14 protein-coding genes are annotated in these 18,298 nt (G+C 52.4%); 8 read left to right on the top strand and 6 right to left on the bottom strand.

What is annotated here, in order from left to right; translation table 11 throughout:
- Nucleotides 1–385: 385 nt before the first annotated feature.
- From M2305_RS14180 to M2305_RS14150, 7 genes are all read left to right on the top strand, one after another.
- Nucleotides 386–2,752, top strand: coding sequence for a TonB-dependent receptor (locus M2305_RS14180; RefSeq protein ID WP_264649747.1), 2,367 nt, complete (start codon nt 386–388; stop codon nt 2,750–2,752).
- 184 nt (nt 2,753–2,936) lie between these two features.
- Nucleotides 2,937–4,460 (top strand): sodium:solute symporter, encoded by a 1,524-nt coding sequence (locus M2305_RS14175; RefSeq protein WP_264649746.1) that lies wholly within the window; start codon nt 2,937–2,939, stop codon nt 4,458–4,460.
- A gap of 5 nt (nt 4,461–4,465) precedes the next feature.
- Complete coding sequence (locus M2305_RS14170; protein WP_264649745.1) at nt 4,466–5,395, top strand: N-acetylmuramic acid 6-phosphate etherase; 930 nt, start codon at nt 4,466–4,468, stop codon at nt 5,393–5,395.
- Nucleotides 5,396–5,400: 5 nt separating this feature from the next.
- Nucleotides 5,401–6,165, top strand: coding sequence for a GntR family transcriptional regulator (locus tag M2305_RS14165; protein WP_264649744.1), 765 nt, complete (start codon nt 5,401–5,403; stop codon nt 6,163–6,165).
- A 30-nt stretch (nt 6,166–6,195) separates the two neighbouring features.
- Nucleotides 6,196–7,392, top strand: a complete 1,197-nt coding sequence (locus M2305_RS14160; protein ID WP_264649743.1) for a serine hydrolase domain-containing protein — start codon at nt 6,196–6,198, stop codon at nt 7,390–7,392.
- A 55-nt stretch (nt 7,393–7,447) separates the two neighbouring features.
- Nucleotides 7,448–8,404 (top strand): N-acetylglucosamine kinase, encoded by a 957-nt coding sequence (locus tag M2305_RS14155; protein WP_264649742.1) that lies wholly within the window; start codon nt 7,448–7,450, stop codon nt 8,402–8,404.
- Between the two features lie 125 nt (nt 8,405–8,529).
- Nucleotides 8,530–9,735, top strand: a complete 1,206-nt coding sequence (locus M2305_RS14150) for an MFS transporter (RefSeq protein ID WP_264649741.1) — start codon at nt 8,530–8,532, stop codon at nt 9,733–9,735.
- 35 nt (nt 9,736–9,770) lie between these two features.
- Here M2305_RS14150 and M2305_RS14145 read toward each other — a convergent pair whose 3' ends face one another.
- The 5 genes from M2305_RS14145 to M2305_RS14125 all read right to left on the bottom strand — a co-directional run bounded on the left by M2305_RS14145 (nt 9,771) and on the right by M2305_RS14125 (nt 15,185).
- Entirely contained in the window at nt 9,771–10,382 is a 612-nt protein-coding gene (locus M2305_RS14145; RefSeq protein WP_264649740.1) for an NAD(P)H-dependent oxidoreductase, read from the bottom strand.
- Between the two features lie 51 nt (nt 10,383–10,433).
- On the bottom strand, nt 10,434–10,853 hold the full coding sequence (locus M2305_RS14140) for an SRPBCC family protein (RefSeq protein ID WP_264649739.1): 420 nt from the start codon (nt 10,851–10,853) through the stop codon (nt 10,434–10,436).
- A gap of 272 nt (nt 10,854–11,125) precedes the next feature.
- Nucleotides 11,126–12,214: a HupE/UreJ family protein gene (locus M2305_RS14135; RefSeq protein WP_264649738.1), complete on the bottom strand. Its 1,089-nt coding sequence runs from the start codon at nt 12,212–12,214 to the stop codon at nt 11,126–11,128.
- Nucleotides 12,215–12,337: 123 nt separating this feature from the next.
- Nucleotides 12,338–14,296 (bottom strand): adenine deaminase, encoded by a 1,959-nt coding sequence (locus M2305_RS14130; protein ID WP_264649737.1) that lies wholly within the window; start codon nt 14,294–14,296, stop codon nt 12,338–12,340.
- 121 nt (nt 14,297–14,417) lie between these two features.
- Nucleotides 14,418–15,185 carry a class I SAM-dependent methyltransferase gene (locus M2305_RS14125; RefSeq protein WP_264649736.1) on the bottom strand — a complete coding sequence of 256 codons (768 nt, stop codon included), beginning with the start codon at nt 15,183–15,185 and terminating at the stop codon, nt 14,418–14,420.
- Nucleotides 15,186–15,273: 88 nt separating this feature from the next.
- On the opposite strand from M2305_RS14125, the gene M2305_RS14115 reads away from it, so the two are divergent.
- Nucleotides 15,274–16,089 carry an AraC family transcriptional regulator gene (locus tag M2305_RS14115; protein ID WP_338085680.1) on the top strand — a complete coding sequence of 272 codons (816 nt, stop codon included), beginning with the start codon at nt 15,274–15,276 and terminating at the stop codon, nt 16,087–16,089.
- Nucleotides 16,090–16,110: 21 nt separating this feature from the next.
- Here M2305_RS14115 and M2305_RS14110 read toward each other — a convergent pair whose 3' ends face one another.
- Complete coding sequence (locus M2305_RS14110) at nt 16,111–18,285, bottom strand: TonB-dependent receptor (protein WP_264649734.1); 2,175 nt, start codon at nt 18,283–18,285, stop codon at nt 16,111–16,113.
- Between the last annotated feature and the right edge of the window lie 13 nt (nt 18,286–18,298).

Genomic DNA, 18,298 nt, shown 5'->3' with positions numbered 1-18,298 from the left:
AGGGGTATTTTGCGAGTAAGCCGCATCAGTCTCTTATAGTTCGAAAAACGCTTATGCTTTTCTTATTAATTCGAAGAGCATAAGCATAGAAACGCTATCAGTAAAAATTTATTCCACAAAAATAAGCCTCACTGTCAGCAGAAAATTATGTCTGGAATAGGGGATATATCTGGTAAATTTCAGTCAAATTACTTGGTGAACCATCTTATTATCCTCATAAGTTTATTCTCTTGAGTTTTTCCTAAGAATATACTCCCTCATATGTTAAAAAAATTCAACACCAAGGAGCCAAAGGCAGAATCGGTTTACAATCGTAATTAATAGGTATTAGAAAGGTATTATTCATGGTTTACCTATGACGGGCTGAGGCTTGGGAGAGAGAACGATGCGTTATCGTAAGGTTCTTATGCTGGGGGTAGGGTGTGCCGTTTGGGCCACGGCTTCCGTAGAGGCAAAATCTACGTCGCAGGCTGCATCCGAAAATAAAAAGGAAAAATCCATTTCCGCTTCGGGTGACGCTGAAGAAGTAAAGGTCACGGCGAAGAATGCTCCCGACGGAGCGAGCGGGCATTCGGCAGGAGCGGGTATGATGCCTGTTCAGACTGTACCCAAGGCCCGGAGCGCCTTTACTCGAGACTTTATCGCGCATCAGCCGCCGACGCAGAATACCGCATCCATGATTGCCAGCATGCCGGGTGTGGCCGTCGGGCGAAATGATCCACTCGGACTTGATGATCAACGCATCAACCTTACGGTTCGAGGGATGGCACAAACTGAAATTGGCTATCTGATGGACGGAATTCCTGCTGCGGACCCGTCGAATTACAAGCTTTACACAACGCAGAACGTAGATAACGAAAACCTGGCTCGCGTAGACCTGACGCAAGGCTCAGCTTCACCTACATCTCCCCTGTATAATGCTGTCGGTGGTGAACTGACACAGACTCTGCGAACGCCTTCAGATCATGCTGGGGGCTATGCAGACTTCAGCGGCGGGTCCTACAGCTTGGACCGTGAATTTTTTCGGATAGATACCGGAGAAATCGGGCATACCGGCATCCGATCCTATGCGTCTTTTTCCCACACGCATGCAGAAGACTGGCGTGGTCCAGGCTACACAACCCGCTACCATATGGACAATAAGACCGTAAAAGAGTGGGGACATAGTGGGGCGGAACTACTGGTTTCATACAACACCACGACCAGTTTCTATCCGCGCTTCCCAACACTGACTCAGTGGAAGCAGTATGGTACCAATTTTAACTGGGAAAAGGACTATATCCCAGGCAGCGCCAATTATTACCGTTTCCAGCAGAACGTCCGAAACGCCATTACGATCGGCGCTCCGATGCATTTTGACTTGGGACATCAACTAACTGCTCACCTGACCCCTTATTACATGCATTCCGACGGGTATGGAGACGTCGGTAGCAGTCTGAGCAACACTGGCAGCTATTACGGAAACATTCCAGCCGGGAACCTGAACGTTTCCCCATCCTATAACGGCTCTTTCCCCGTTTCCATTACGGACACGTTCAAAGAAAACAATGCCGGGCTCAATGCCTCGTTGTCATGGAAACATGGTCACAATACTCTAACGGTCGGGTACTGGTACGCATACTTTGCGCAGCCCGAAGCCGCAACATATGCTGCGGCAGATGCGAACGGTAGTATCGCCAGCATGTCTGGAAAGTACCCGGTTGTTTCTGCGGCGGGTGACGTGCTGCACAGTTACAATATAAACTTTATGCAGCAGACCAATACAGCCTATATTGTCGATGAATATAGTGCGCTGAATGACCGCTTAAAGCTTTCTGCCTCATTCAAAGAAAGCATGATTACGAGGCAGCTTACTCAAATCATGCCTGGCCTACCGTCATATAGAAACGGCAATAGCGATGCCGTGCCGCTTCCTCAAGTGATGGCAAGTTATCAGATCACACCGAATGACCAAATTTTCGTTAACGGAACAACGGGCTTTGCCGAACCTGCTGGGTGGCCGAGCTACGCTGATTTTATCAGCGTCGCCACCGGCAAACAGACGCGTGGCCATGCACAAAATCTAAAGCCAGAATACGCAATTTCTGAAGAGCTGGGATATCGCCATCATGGCTTTGTAAACGTCAATATTGCCCTATTTAATTACAATTTTACAAACCGTCAGGTTTCTACGACAGAAGTTGTGGGCGGAACGCGAGTGAGTTCATCCATCAATGGCGGTGGACAAACATCGCGCGGAGCAACTATTGAACTGGGATTGAAGCCTTGGCATCATTTCAGCCCCTACATCTCAGGCCAGTATATCCACGCGACGATCGATAATAACTTGAGAGCGTCCAGCGGTGACTATCTGAGAACTAAGGGAAAACTGGCTGTTAATACGCCAGAATTCACAGCATCCGTCGGAATTTTGTATGATAATGGCAGCGCCTTTGGTGGCCTTTTGTTCAACTATGTTGGAAGTCAATACTCCACATTTATGAACGATGAGAAGATGCCAGCATATGAAACTCTGAATATGAATTTCGGCTATAGATTTCAGTCTGTTGGTTTCCTGCATCGCCCGCAAATTCAGCTGAATTTGGTTAATCTTGGGCTTGGTAACAAGGGTTACCTCTCTTCAACGTATTCTGTTGCAACAAACGCTCATGCGACGACAGGCGTGTATGGCACAGCGATTGCCGCCAGCGCACCAACCTACAACGTCGCAGGTGGATTTGCAGGAATTGTCTCGGTCTCCTCTGGATTTTGAGATACGCGAGAAAATGAGCGCTCTGGAAATGTTCAGGACTATCCCAAGCGCTCATCGATCGCATGAGTAATTTCAAACAGAGATCTAATTTCCATATCTGAGGCGAAGGGCAGGAGCGAGTTATCAGGTATTTTTTTGGTATTATTAAGGTTCTATGGCAGTTGAGGTTTACGAGGAAACATTCATGCAGTTTGCCGACATTGCTGTAATCTGTGCGTATTTCATTGCACTGCCTGTGCTGGCGATCACGCTTTCACGTCGAAAGAAGTCATCCGGAGATTTTCTCTCAGCCGCTCATGACCTGCCGTGGTGGGCGATCTGCCTGTCTTTGGTTGCTACCGAGACCTCAACCCTGACATTCATCAGCATTCCGGGAGTAAGTTATGGAAGCGGTATGGTATTTCTGGGGCTCGCAGCAGGATATTTTATTGGCCGTTTAATCGTGACCATATGGTTTTTACCGCTGTATGCACAAGGGCGCATGACGAGTGCTTACCAGTATCTGGGCCATCGCTTCGGTCCTGGATTGCAGCGAGCCGCGTCAGCCGCATTCCTGATAACGCGACTGCTTGCGGAAGGCGTCCGTTTATCGGCAGGGCTTATCCCAATCATGTGGATACTTGATCATGAAGGGATCAGCATAAACCGCGCCTTAGTCATGGGCATCATTATGGCATTTACACTGACTTATACGATGATGGGTGGTCTTCGCGCGGTCGTGTGGTCTGATACTATTCAGCTGTGCATTTATCTTTTTGGCGCAGTCATCTGTGTTGTACTGCTGAATAACGAGATCTCTCCTGAAGGTTGGTCCAGTGCCTGGAGATCAGAGCATCTGGCACCTTTCCATCATATGACTATGGGCAACCTGGTGTCTGATCCTTTTACGCTGTTAGCCGCGTTAGTCGGAGGGGCTATTCTCTCAGTTGCCTCTCACGGAACTGACCAACTCATGGTTCAGCGCCTTCTGGCTGCACGTAGCTTGAGAGATGCGCGCTTTGCACTAATGGGAAGTGCTATTGTTATCGCGTTTTTATTCGGTATCCTGTCCCTGATCGGCGTGCAGCTCTGGATACGCAATGGAGGCACCTCTCTCGTGTCTCTGGGGCTGCATTCTCCCGACGACCTTTTCCCGACTTTTATTGTTTCGGGGCTACCGGCAGGATTAGGCGGATTGCTCCTGGCAGGTGTACTCAGCGCGACGATGGGTTCGCTATCATCTACACTTAACGCAATGGCGAGTGCTGTTTTAACGGATTTTGGCCCTTTACCTGCACGTGCCCTTCAGACGTGCCAAACACGCTTGAATTTAGGGCCGGGCAAGCTGTTCGCACCTCGGGTCCTAACGTTGGTGTGCAGCCTTGCCCTTGTCTTGACTGCGCTGTGGTTCACAGGAAGCTGCCAATCAGCGGTCATTCTGGGCTTAACAGTCGCCGGATGGTCTTATGGGCCAACACTAGGCACCTTCCTGTTTGGGATGCTGTATCCATCAGCACGTTTGAAAGATGCGTTAACGGGATTTTCTGTTTCTCTGGCAGGCATGGCCGTCATGATGGGGGCATTACAGTATTATAGCTGGCACGTGGCTTTTCCCTGGTTAGTGCCGTTAGGGATTACCCTGATGGTCATATCGGGATCTATTTCAATGATGTTCACAAGGGGCGGGCTCCAACACTTTCCGTCTGCTCCCGACACTTCAAAGGACTGACAATCATGGCCATCAAGGACCCCGATAACCTTTCAAAGGCTTCTTCTGGCACGGAATCTCAGGACCCCCGTTATGTCGACGTTGACCTTTGGCCGGCTACCTCCATTCTGGACGCACTTGCGGAAGCCCAGATGTCCGCAACCGCAGTTGTTAAAACGTCTGTCCCGCAAATTGCAAAAATCGTAGCTGCAGCACTCCCTCGGTTACAGGCAGGAGGGCGCCTTTTTTACGTGGGCGCCGGTACGTCTGGGCGTGTCGGGCTTCAGGACGGCGTAGAACTCACACCTACGTTCGGGTGGAAGCCTGAGCGTCTGGTTCTCATGCTGGCCGGAGGGACCAAAGCGCTTTTCGAAGCTGTGGAAGGCGCGGAAGACCGCGAGGACACGGCTCGTGCCGAGATATTGTCTCACACTCCAGGGCCGAATGATGTTGTCCTCGGGATAGCAGCAAGTGGTGCAACACCCTACACGTGTGCCGCGATTGCAGCCGCCAGAGAAATGGGCTCGCTGACTGTAGGCATAAGCTCCAATCCAGCTGGTCGACTTCTCAGGGAGGCAGAGATGGGTCTCAGCATCGTCACGGGTCCCGAAGTTATTGCAGGGTCAACGCGTTTGAAGGCAGGGACGGCACAAAAAGCGGCTCTAAATCTTCTGTCCACTACGCTCATGATTCAGATGGGTCATTGCTACCGGGGGCAGATGGTGGACATGCGCGTCGTCAATGCAAAACTGGAAAGACGAGCAGCACAGATGGTGCACTTGTTAGCGGGCGGAACCTCAGCGGAAATCGCTGATGCGCTTGCAGTGAGTGGTCAAAACGTCAAGAGAGCCGTGCTCGTTCGGTCCGGTCTGACAATTGACGAAGCCAAAAGTGCTCTTGTTGCCCATAAAGGCAATTTGCGCGCTGTTCTTATGTCCCGCCAGGAACACGAGTAATTTTCATGCACGTGATGAGTTCGCAAAAGCTGTTCGCTGCACTGACGCCTGATCCCGCAGACCGCAAGCCTCTCTACTTGCAACTTGCTGAGCAATTAAGGGAATTGATTGAGAGTGGAGCCCTTAAGGGTGGCGATGCTGTTCCGCCGGAGCGGGAAATTGCAGAGTTCACCGGTGTTTCACGAGTGACGGTCCGCAAATCGTTAGAGCAGTTGGTAAATGCGGGACTTCTAACTCAACGACCGGGTGCCGGAACCTTTGTCACCCGACGCATCCAGCAGCCGCTGTCTGCTTTGATGGGCTTTTCCGAAGATATGCGGGCGAGGGGCTATGAACCCGGCTCAATCTGGCTAGGCAAGCGCATGGCTGGAGCTAGCCCGGACGAAGCAATGGCAATGGGTATGGCCCCAGGCGCACCCGTGCTTCGCCTCAAGCGAATCAGAACCGCAGATGGGGAACCTCTGGCCATCGAGACCGCCGTTATTTCTCGCAGAGATCTGGCATCTCCCGAGTTGGTCAAAGATTCATTTTATGAGGCGTTGAAAGAGCGAGGCCTGTTGCCAGTCAGAGCGCTTCAGCGCATTCGTGCCAGAATGGCGACCACTCAAGAGGCGGAGCTCCTCCATCTTGTGCTGCCAAGTGCCATTCTTGAAATTGAACGCAGATCTTTTTTGGCAGATGGACGAATACTTGAGGTGACATTCTCATGCTATCGCGCCGATCTCTATGACTTTGTCGTGGAACTCCGAACATCAGCAGAGCGGGGCTAACCCTGTGGTCCATCAGGAGATAAAAGCAGGATGACAAGTCCCAATCCTTCATCGTCCAAACGTAACCTGACGGTTACAAGTCGGCGCATTTTTCTGACGGGCACCGCAACATTGGTCTGTGGCGGTCTGTCTGCTTGTGCTCAATCTTCAGACGACAGGTTCTTGCGAGTAGATACGTTAGCGCAGCGAGCAGTCCGGAAGGGTGAGGTACCGGGGATTGTTCTTGCAGTCGGGCATCAGGGGCAGATTGTACATCGTTACGTTTGCGGCAACCGAGCATTGGTTCCGGATCGGGAAGCGATGACCTGGGACACGCGCTTTGATATGGCGTCTTTGACAAAGCCTACCATGACAGCGTTGTCTGTCATGCAACTTGTCGAACGGGGCCAAGTGGGCTTGGACGAACCTGTCAGCCGTTATCTACCTACCTTTGCTGCGAATGGGAAAGGGCCTGTCACGATACGCCTGCTCCTGACCCACTATTCTGGCTTGCCCCCGGACCTGTCTTTGGACGATGCGTGGTATGGCAAAGCCGAAGCCGTTCGTCGTGCGATGACTTCTTCGCTGGCCAATCCCCCAGCCGAGAAATTTGTTTACAGTGATATCAACTTCATCACGCTGGGACTTGTGGTCGAGAAAGTCAGCGGGCTTTCTCTGGACGCCTACGTTCAAAAGGAAATTCTAGGCCCTTTGGGGATGACAGGATCGGGCTATCTGCCTGATCCATCACTCAAAATGATCATCGCTCCAACACAATATGATGAACACGGCATGATGCTTCGTTGCGTGGTACACGACCCGACTGCGCGCCGTATGGGCGGAGTGGCCGGGCACGCAGGTCTCTTCTCAGATGCTCATGACATGTGCCTGTACGCACAAGCATTGCTGGATCGGCTTGCGGGCAGGCCGAGTGCATTTCCACTCCGGCGGGAAACTCTGCAACAGATGATCTCCCCACAACAACCACAAGGAAAAACAGAACTTCGTGGCTTTGGATGGGATATTGCGACGCATTACTCCTCGCCCAGAGGCAGCTCTTTCTCTGATACGTCCTTCGGTCACACAGGTTTCACTGGAACGTCGCTCTGGATCGACCCGGCCAGTGATTCATACGTCTTAATCTTAACCAACAGGGTCCACCCGAATGGGAGCGGGAATGTCTCTCAACTTCGATACGATATTGCCACGGAAGCCGCGCATGCGCTCGGTCTCTACAACAGGGCCTAAGCACACGATGAGCGCTCAAACGACGGCTGCACGACATGTCTGATTGGATTGATCCGTGACCTGTTCCAGCATCGCGGCAATAGATGGCGGGGGCACCAAAACATTGCTTGTCGTTCTCCACCGAGACGGCGCTCTAGGCCCTGTTATAAGAGCTCCTGGCTCCAACCCATTCGATCAAGTCGACTGGCAGTCCATCCTGATATCCTTGATGTCCCGTCTTCCCTCAACTACAAACGCGCTCTCTCTTGGGCTCGCGGGTTACGGAGAGATGCGGCCATCCGGCCGAAAACAAAAAGACGTCGTGGCAGCAAATTTCCCGCATATTTTCAATATTACCAATGACGTGGATATTGCCTGTACCGGAGCCTTTGCCGGGCATGGCGGCGTTCTTCTGCTGGCAGGAACAGGCTCTGTCGCGTGGGTCGTCAATGGCAAAGGCGAACAGGACCGTGTTGGCGGATGGGGAAGTCTGTTTGGCGATGAAGGCAGTGCGTTCTGGATTGGCCGACAGGCGCTGTCATTACTGGCGATGCTGTTAGATGGCCGCAATCAGAAAGATTGGGCATTCCTCGAACCGTTTGCTGACGTTCTTGGGTTATCTTCTAACGCGCATTCTTATGATGCGGGGCTAATGGAATGGTACAGCCACCTCGAAAATCCTCGTGCATCAGTGGCATCGCTGGCAAAAACGGTTTCAGATATGGCTGAGCAGGGCATTATTCCAGCTCAGCGTATAATGGTTGAAGCCGCAGCTCTTCTAGGGGCTCACATCACTGCTGCGAGGCGTAAATTTCCAGATACATCTCTTCCCTGGAGCTACGCTGGTGGAGCTCTTCAAAGTCGTATCCTTCGAGAGACACTAGCCGCTCATCACGGTGATCCCCTGGTGCCCCGTCTGCCACCAGTAGGTGGGGCTTTGCTCAATGCCGCTCAAATGGCCGGATGGAATCCCGATGAACGCTGGATCTGTAAAACAGCTGAAACCTTACGGTTAGCGGGCATCAGTTCATGAAACGAAAACAGAGGCCGTGACGAGTGAGCTATGAGTATGCGGTATCTCAGCACAATATGGCAAAATCCCATGATTTAAGGAGCCTGTCGCCATTTTGCTCAGGGGCATGGTAAGGAACGAGTATCATGAGCAATCAAACTCCTACGACCGCCTCCAGCCACGCTGATCGCCCTGACAGTGCTAACACGCTCTCCGCATTTCTGACGCTTAGCATGGCTGTAGCTGCCGGCGTCGCAGTTGCGAACATCTACTATAATCAGCCCATGCTTGGCATCATGAAGCGTGACCTGCCAGGTTCGACCACAAACATGATTCCAACCGGCACTCAACTTGGTTATGCCGCGGGACTGTTTCTTCTTGTTCCTGTCGGGGATCTTCTGGAGCGCAAACGGCTGATTGTTCTTCAGTTTGTTCTGCTCGCGCTTGCTCTTGCCGCTGCGGCAATTGCACCCAACGCAGCCCTCCTGCTTGTGGCATCTGTCGCGGTTGGTGCACTCGCAACTGTTGCACAGCTTATTGTTCCTTTTGCCGCGCATCTTTCGTCTCCGGAAAGACGCGGCCACACTGTCGGCATTGTTATGGCAGGGCTCCTGTGCGGCATTCTTCTAAGTCGGACCTTGGCCGGTGTCGTTGCTACATATGCCGGGTGGCGCGAGATGTTCTGGCTCGGCGCTCCGATCGCGCTGGGCACAGGCGCCTTATTGGCGTGGGTTCTTCCCACCAGTAAGCCGAACTCGAAGATGCATTATGGGCAATTACTTGCGTCCCTTGCAGGCCTTTGGAAAGAGTTTCCACAGTTACGCCTCGCAGCAGTCACTCAAAGTCTCCTGTTTGGAGCCTTCAGCGTCTTCTGGACGATCCTCGCCCTTCACCTGCAAGAGCCCAAGTTTGGATTAGGGGCGGGCGCTGCCGGTCTGTTTGGCATTGTCGGAGCCGTTGGCATTCTTGCGGCCCCGATTGCCGGGAAAATTGCCGATCAACACGGCCCCCATAAAATGATTATTCTTGGGGCCATGTTGACACTTCTGTCATGGGGCATTTTCGGTCTCTGGAATTCGCTTCCAGGTCTGATCGCTGGGGTGATCGTTCTGGATTTTGCAATTCAGGGCGCGCTCGTGTCGCATCAGCATGTCGTTTATGCCCTGCGGCCTGAAGCGCGAGCACGCCTGAATACCATTTTCATGGGAACAATGTTTCTTGGCGGAGCTCTTGGCTCCGCCGCGACGATGATGGTTTGGCCCACATTCGGCTGGGCCGGAATTGTCCTTCTTGGTGCGGGCCTGGCACTTTCGGCTACTTTGCTCCAACTGCGCAATTGGAACAATTCATAAGACCGGGCACATCATCAAAGCAAAACTGTTTTCTCTCATGAATCCAGAGTGGCTTCTGGAAGCACAAATCCCAAGACTTTTGCAAGGTGTTCACGGTAGCGCCGTATGACGTTATCGACGGCAGGGACTTTGATGACGTCCGTTGCCAGATACGTAGAGAGAGAACTCATTCCCAAAAACTGGTTTGCCTTGTGAAAAGGAAAGTAAACAGCATCGACCCCTTTACCTTCAAAGAACTGGGCCGGATCTTCAAAAGCTTCTTCCGGTGCATTCCACGTTAAGGAGAGCATATAATGCTTACCTTGAATCAGGCCGCCTGAACCATATTTCTGATTGGGATTGGAGCGACTTCGTCCGTCGCTGGCATACAGGGAGCCATGACCAGCCGTGAAAACTTCATCGACATACTTCTTGACGATCCACGGCGCGCCCATCCACCAGCCTGGCATTTGATAAATGATCAGATCGGCCCAGAGAAACTTCTCGACCTCGCTCTGCACATCATAGCCTGCGTCGATTTTGGTCTGACGAATATCGAACCCGGCGCTTTTTAAAGTTTCGTAAGCAACCTCATGGAGCGTGTCATTGAGACGGCCCTGAGAGTGGCCGAATGCTTTCGAACCATTCAGAAGAAGAATATTTTTCATCAAAGTTATCCTGAAAACCTGAATACTATGGAAATTTACTGGAAACGGACCTTAAGTCGCCTGTTCCAGAAGTGTCTTTGCGTGATTTAGGGCGGATGCATAAGCAGAGCGATAACGCGTTTCTGCTTCTGAGCTGCTTATTCCAACCGGGCTAAACTGGCTCCCCCAACTTATACAACAGCGTTCAGGGGAAAGGGATGTAACTGTGACCTTCCCGAGGTAGTCTTCAACCGGGTCTGGCCCCTCGATGTAGGCATAAGTGTAAGTGCGTTTGCGCTGATCGAAACTGACCAAGCGCTCTACAATCACAGACCCGTCTTTGGCCGTCAGTCGCCGAACGCGACCTCCGTCTTCCAGATAGCTCTTGGTAATCATTGGGATCCAGAGGGGAAGATTATCGAAGCCACCTAACAAGCTCCACGCCTTATCGGCACTCACCGCCACATTTATATCGCTGCTTGCTTCAATCATCTTTTGATCTCTACAGTTCGCCGGTCGGGAGAAACCATACCGTTCATAAGGTAGAGCATGAGGCCTCGCTTCGGCTCGGTTACATCAGATGTGCAGTATGCAGTCCTCAATCTTGTGCGATAATAGCCTGTATCTGCATATGAATTATGAACAGAATTCACAGACAAAATCTAACCGTGAAAGTTTAGCTTTCTTGTGCTGCTAGGTCTTGGTCATCCGCCATGCCCATGTCTCTTCATCGCAAAGACTAGAACACAGTTAATGGCTGATCCTTAGGCTAACAAATGATAGGCTAAAATTCGTTGAACAGCCCAGAACAGGCCAATTGCTGCGATGAGAAGCGACGCAGGGATCGCAATTCGTCTTCTGAACCAAGGGCGGTTTCTGAAAGCGCCTACGGCCAGTGTTGCGAGGAGAATGATAAATAGCTGTCCCGCATCAACGCCAAAGTTGAAGCCTATGAGAGCCGCAATGAAGTCACGATGAGGGAAGGGCACTTCACTCAGGCTGCTGGCAAACCCAAAGCCGTGAATCAGCCCGAAAGCAAAAACAACCAACAGACGTATTCGTCCCAGTTTTGGACTGAAGACATTTTCCAGACCTATGAACGAAATCGACAGCGCGATTGCTGGCTCTACAAAACGGCTTGGAAGATCAAAAATTCCATAGGTTGAGAGAAACAATGTGGTGGCATGGGCAATTGTGAAGACCGTTGTTTGGGACAGCAGCTTGCGCCAGCTAATTCCAAGAAAGAAAAGCCCTAAGACAAAGAGAATATGATCTGTCCCCTCCGGGACGATATGCTTAAATCCAAACTTCAGATAAACCGGAAGCTGTTGCCACCATGACAGCGTATCCGGATCAAAACTTACAGGCTGATCGACATGGCCCGTGGGGAGCTTCCCCCTATAATCAAAGGTGACGCTCTCATGCTGCCCGGCATCGAGCCAGCGCGTTTGTGAAAAATTCCGTCCAGGAATCTGCACCGTATAGGCGACGGGGTAATCAATCTGCGCCCCCAGCGGAATACGCAGCTGTAACGGGCCATTATTGGCAGGAAGCGGTATCACGAACTGGAAATGAGCAGGTTTGTCTGCTGCCAGATCCATATACTCATCCCGGCTCTTGCTAGAAAAACTGTAGGTCACAAGAGTGGCGTGAAGGGGAGAATGACCCGAAAAAAGCGGTAAGGCCTTGGTAATTTCCTGAGCAACGGATCTGACTTCAGCCTCATGTTGTGAGCCGCGCCCAGTCGCCAGCAAATAATATCTGGCAGGGTCACCCATAAGAACTGTTAGATCCATATCGATCATGACCGTCGCTGTGTCGGGCCGATCCAGCGAGACCAGGACTCTCGTCATGGATTCCGGATCGGCTAACGCAGGAAAGTCAACCAGAAATAAAAATGCAAAAACAATAACTTGAATGGATGTTCTTACATTTTTATCAACGCAGAAGATACTCCGGGAAACAGCCTTCATACCTCACCAGACCGTCGGCATCGTTTGTCCCGTCTGAAGAAGAACCAACCCGCTCGGATTGCCCGGGTATGGAACGACCAGGCGCCATGTGAACGGGCTGCAAGTGATCATGGAAATCAGAAGTCTCCGCGGATAACCGGGCGCTCCTATCCATTCAAGGCTGTCGGCTTTGGCGTAGACATTTTCCATGCTCGCAGCCGCATCCTGCACGGGACGACTGGTCATCAGACCCGCGATCTCCAACTTCATTTCGGCGAGAACCTTACCGTGGCTGACCATCACGATCCCACCTTTGAGCTCGGCGATACGATTGACCGCGAGCGCCATTGCCTCGTCGCTGGTTCCCATGACCGTAATATTGTGGAGATCGTGGGAGACGGACGTAGCGATGGCACTATCGGGCGTTTTAGGGCCATTACCCGTCCAGAACATCTTGCCCAGCCGAGCCTGGCCCATGTACCGATCTACTGTTGCAACTTTGATGATATCATGTGCGACATCGCGTTGGACGATCCCGTTCACCACAGAGAGCGTTGCAGTTTTCTGAACGGGGTCAGTGTAAAACGGGGCCTGAATAGCAGCCGTAACCTGGGTCGTTTTTCCCTTGGGTGCCAGGATTTCAAAGTCTTTTGCCGTCAGTTTTCTACCGATGTGGATCGTATCGGATGCCCATGTCGGCCATGTAATTTTGGGCACTGGAAGCAAGTATTTACCATCCTGGGCCGCCAGCTTTCCATTCGCAAAAACATACTTGATCTTCACGTCCGGTACAGAAGATAGCAAGACAACGTCAGCATACCGACCCGGTGTAATAGACCCGACAATCTGATCCATATGACCATGCTGGGCCGGATAAAGGCTACCCATTGCATATGACGCCTCAATGGGCGCACCCATCTTGATTGCAAGCCGGATGTGATAATCCATAGTTCCTTGCTTCAGCGTATCCGCGACATTCCTGTCGTCTGTTACAAGCGCAATATTATTCCAGTTTTTCAGCCGTTTACGCACAAAGTAAGGGACGGCCCGCTCAATATTGTCATCACGGAGCTGCAAGAAGAGGCCATGCTGCAACTTGTTCCATGCTTCTTCAGGTAGCCGGGTTTCATGGTCGCTGGAGAGGCCCGCTCCGGCAAATGCATTAATCGTGTCCATGTCCCACAATCCTGCCCCGTGCCCGTCGACGACGCCCCGATTATCGAATGTGGCCTGAATGTTTTCCCAGATCCGTTGGTGACCAGGATGAGAAGGGTTTGAAACGGCAGGCCAGTCCATCACTTCGTCCAGCCCCTGGACGCGTGGATTATCGCGAATGTTTTCAGAGATTTCCTTGTAGGCATAGTTTCCGCCACCTTGCTCGAAGGCAGAAGGCGGGGTGGCTGACCCGAGGGCAGGGAAAATTTTCAGCGGACTGCCAAGGTGTTCTGCCGTCAGCCAGAATTCAACGTTGTGTGTACCACTGACATTCGCAAACTCATGAGAGCCTTCCGTGGTCCAGGTATTGCCTAGTGGGACGACAAGGGCCGCTTCCCACTCGGGCGAGAGCATCGAACTCTCAATGTGCTTATGGGATTCCCCGAAACCGGGGACAGCCGGGAGCCCCTTGGCATCAAAGGTTGAAAGCGCCTGACCTTTCCACGCCCCAACAGGTCCTACCCAAGCAATCCGTTGCCCTGCAATGACGATGTCCTGTCCATCCTCCCAACTCAAAGTGTAGACGTTCAGAACCTTTGCATTGTGGATCAGAAGGTCAGCTGGGGCATGACCCAAGGCGACCGCGACCAACAACTGACGTGTTTTAACTTCATCACTGAAGGCAACGGGGTGCGCCACCCGACTTGCTGTGGGAACTGGAGAGGCTGCCGTTTCACCAGCAACGGCATATGATGATGTCACAGAGATACACGACAGCGAACAGGCCAGCGTCTTTGCTGAAAAATTCGAGAACTTTCGGAAAGACAACGGAAAAAACATCTCTTAGGCATCCGGCAGCAGAAAACAGTGCCGAATTCTAGCGTGGACCGTACCGGCATCATAATGTTTTTTTCCGGAGATTGGGGCAACTGATAGCCACCCCGTTCGCCTAGCAATTTTTGCTCCACACTACGATTGAGATCGGAAAGTAGAAATGAATGCCGTCCTCAGCATTCCATGCCCCCATGCCTAATCGATCCTGCCCGCTGGCAATATCTTCCACGAACATTGCTTTCAGAGCAGACCAGTCTTCGGGGGCAACCTGATCCTGCAAGCGGGATTCGAGACGATACTGCTGCGTTACCAGAGGGAACAAGCCTGCATCCGTACCCAGCCGCAGTAACTGCTGCAAAGTGAGGGCGCTTGTGTGAGAACGATCACGCAGGGTCTCAGCAAGGTCATAGTGTGCCTGACAGTCAGGGGTTGGCGTTGCGTCAATGACAATGATCCGCCCATCCGGCCGACATACACGCACCATCTCAGCCAGGATTTCAGACGGCTCCTGCATGTGATGAAAGCTGTAACGTGTCACAACACGATCGAAGCTATCCGCTTCAAAAGGGAGATGCTGCGCGTTACCAATCTGATACTTCACGCTCACACCGGCCTTGCGTGCTCGCAGACGGGCCTGTTCGATCATGGCAGGGGTAAGATCAACTCCTGTGACGTCGGCGCCTGTCAGGGCGAGTTCGCAAGCAACAATGCCTGGCCCACATGCCACGTCTAGTACCTTCATGCCTTTGGTGACAGAACAGGCGGAAACGGTCTGTGCCATGCTTTCGGCGTCTGCATGGATGGGCAATTCCGCAAACGGTTTTGCCCATCGTGTGAATTGATCAACAATCCGGGTTTCGTGGGATGCGGGAGAACGGGACATCTTTATTCCTTTCCGAATGGGTTCAGGATAAAGACTGGATGACTGGCCGGCTAACGCTGCCCGGCCATAAAATAGCGGGAACCGGCCAATTCAGAACCTGACTGCCAACCAAACACAGAGCATCCTGATTGAGAACCGGATCGATACCTCAGGTGGTTTTGGTTTCGGGTTTCGCAATCCGTCAACAGCTGTGTTCTATGACTGGCACGAGCATCCACGGCATCAAATCACATACTCCAGACGCGGTACAACGCAGATTGAAGGGCCGGAAGGGCGGCATCTTCTGCCAGCGTCCCATGCCATATGGATACCCGCAGGAACGCGACATCGCACCATGATGCGTAATCTGGATGGTGTCTCGGTCTACTTTGATCCCGCGCATTTTTCTGCAGAAACGTTGGAACGCATTCAAACCTTCCCAGTGACGGCCGTCATAAAGGAGATGCTGTTTCACACGCTTCGCTGGTCAGATAAATCAGCGGAGAAGATGCCTGTCGAACAAACGTTTTTTCAGGCTCTGTTTCTGCTGTGTCAGGAACAGATGAAGCAGAAAGCAGCTGAGACGTTCACTCTACCGCGCGTCACCCATCCATCGCTGGTGCGCGTTATGGATAGTGCTCTTGTCGATCCCGGCCATGCCAGCCTGACGCAGGCATTGCATCAAGCCGGCATGTCTGAGCGCAGTTTCCGCCGTCATTTTCTCAATGAAACCGGAATGACGTGGCAGGCGTGGATTACGCAGGCTCGCCTTTTCCACGCTGCGACCCTTCTGGCCGAAGGTCAGCGCGTGACCGATGTGAGTGCAGAGGTGGGCTACGCATCACTCAGCGCCTTCGCAAAAGCATTCACACACCTTCTGGGTCAATCACCTGTACGTTTTCGAAAGTCGCAGGAGAGCAATTAGGACTCAAAATCCCTTAAACGTTCAAAACCCGACCTCAATGCCCACATGCACCGTACGGCCTTGCCCCCAGGAAACACGGAGCGGGGTCCCGGCGGTTGAGACAAAGTAGGCTTTATTGGCCAGATTGACCGCATTGACCTGCAAAGACGTGTCATGGCCCAACAGTCGCCCCGTGTGCCATGACGCGAAGGCATCAACCGTTGTGTAGCCTGGAAGCCAGAAGGTATTGTTCAGATCTCCTGCCCGTCGCCCAACGTACCGAGCACCTGCGCCGATCCGCATGGTCGTCTGAAGCCATGGCAAAGCTGCTTCATAAGTGAGATAGCCACCACCGGTATGCTTGGCCACGTTGGCGACAAGCTTGCCTTCATCAGCAGGCGTGTCACGCAGGATACGCGCATAGGTGAAGGCATAATTGGCCAGAATGTTCCAGTGCTTGTCCAGCTTGCCTGCCACACTGGCTTCCACTCCCTTTGAACCCACCAGGCCGGCCAAACGCTGGAGCGTATTCCCTGTCTCGTCCAGCCCTGCGGACTGCTGTACGTTCTTCTTGTGGATATTGTACAAAGCCACATCCGCCGTCAGGAAACGATCCTGATAGCGCGTACCCACTTCAAACTGCCGTCCCATAGTGGGCTTGTATCCCCCTTCAAGAACGCTGCCAGCATCAAGCTGATTGGGTGTGAAAGACTGGGAATAGTCTCCATAGAAAGAGACGCGTTTCCCCAGCTGATACACCAACGCTACGAACGGCAGAGGCTTGGTATATGATGCATCGGTTGTCTGCACGTAAGGACGGCGACCTCCATATGTGATGTGGAAAAACTGATACCGCACACCGGGTGCTAAAATCAGCCCATGGCCCAGATGGATATTGTCTTTGAGGTATCCTGAAGCACTGTTGATGTGCTGCCGCCAGTCACTGTTGCTGTTGTTTATCGGGCCAACAGGCTTGAGCAGCCCATACACAGGATCAGCGGGATAGAACCCACCCTGTCGCGTCCCATCAATGAAAGCGCCCTGGTTTTGCTGGCGGTTCTCATAGTCGGCGCCCACAACAAGGTCATGCTTCATACCCCACAGGACGTGATTTGAGAGGTAATCTAAAGACGCATAGCCATTGGCACGGATGGTTCCGGTATTGCTTCTATAACGGCGGGTCAGGATGCCCGTAACGGCGTTGTAAGCTGACGGATCAGCCTGCCGATCATGATAATTGTCCCGGTTCCAGCCTCCGGAGAAGCGGATGCGGTCATGATCCGTCAGACGATACTCCATCGTCGTGGCCAGAAGATGCCGTTCGCCAAAGGATTTGGCCCAGCTTTCATCCAACCGCTTTTCTGGACCACTAACTGCTCTTCCATTCGAAAAGACAGCACCTCGGTCTAGCGTATTATTATATTTCGCCCATTCGTAAGACACATCTGCTGTGAAGCGACCGTGCTCAAAACGGACGGACGGTGCCAGAAGCTTCTGCCTGTTGGACCCAAAATTACGCCAGTAATTCTCATTCTTGTAGGATCCGACAAGCCTGAAGCTCAAACCATGGGTGAGGGGGCCACCCACATCAAAGTGGCCATAACCGCCGCCGAGCGAAGACCATGTCGTCCCGAGATTGGCTCCCCACGTTTTCCGGGGCTGCTTTGTAATGACGTTGATGACGCCCCCAGGCTCCTGCATTCCGTAGAAAAGGGACGCTGGACCTTTCAGCACTTCCACGCGCTCTGTTGTGGCGAGATCGAAGTTCCGGCCAGTCGGCATCCGCACACCGTTGCGCAGGATCGAACCATCGTCCACGGCTCCGAAACCGCGTTTCATCAGATCGTCCTGGGTGCCGCCAAAGTTATTGCCGATGGAAATGCCGGGAACATATTTCGCGACATCCTCCATCGTCTGAGGCGTCATGTCTTCAATGACCTGATGGGTCACAACATTTGTCGTCTGGGTCTGCTGAAGAAATGTTGTCGGAAGCTTGTCCGCTATGCTGCTGGATGTGGCTCCATAGGAATGTGCATCTGCATGAACACGAATATGTTCAGCCTTACCGTGCGATGTGACGGTTTTGGGCTTTTTGTAACGGTCTTCCTTGCTGCTTGATGTGGAAGAGGGCGCGTCATTGGATGAGGCTTCTGCACCAAACCCGCTGAAAACAGATAATCCCGCGCATGCAAAAGCGAGTGTCCTAAGGGCAGCCATCTGATTTTTCCGC

It is taken from the genome of Gluconobacter cerinus (assembly GCF_025961355.1).
In the GTDB taxonomy this organism is placed as follows: Bacteria; Pseudomonadota; Alphaproteobacteria; order Acetobacterales; family Acetobacteraceae; genus Gluconobacter; species Gluconobacter cerinus.
The sequence above is the reverse complement of the archived record's forward strand: the minus strand, read 5'-3'. Positions and strand labels throughout refer to the sequence as shown.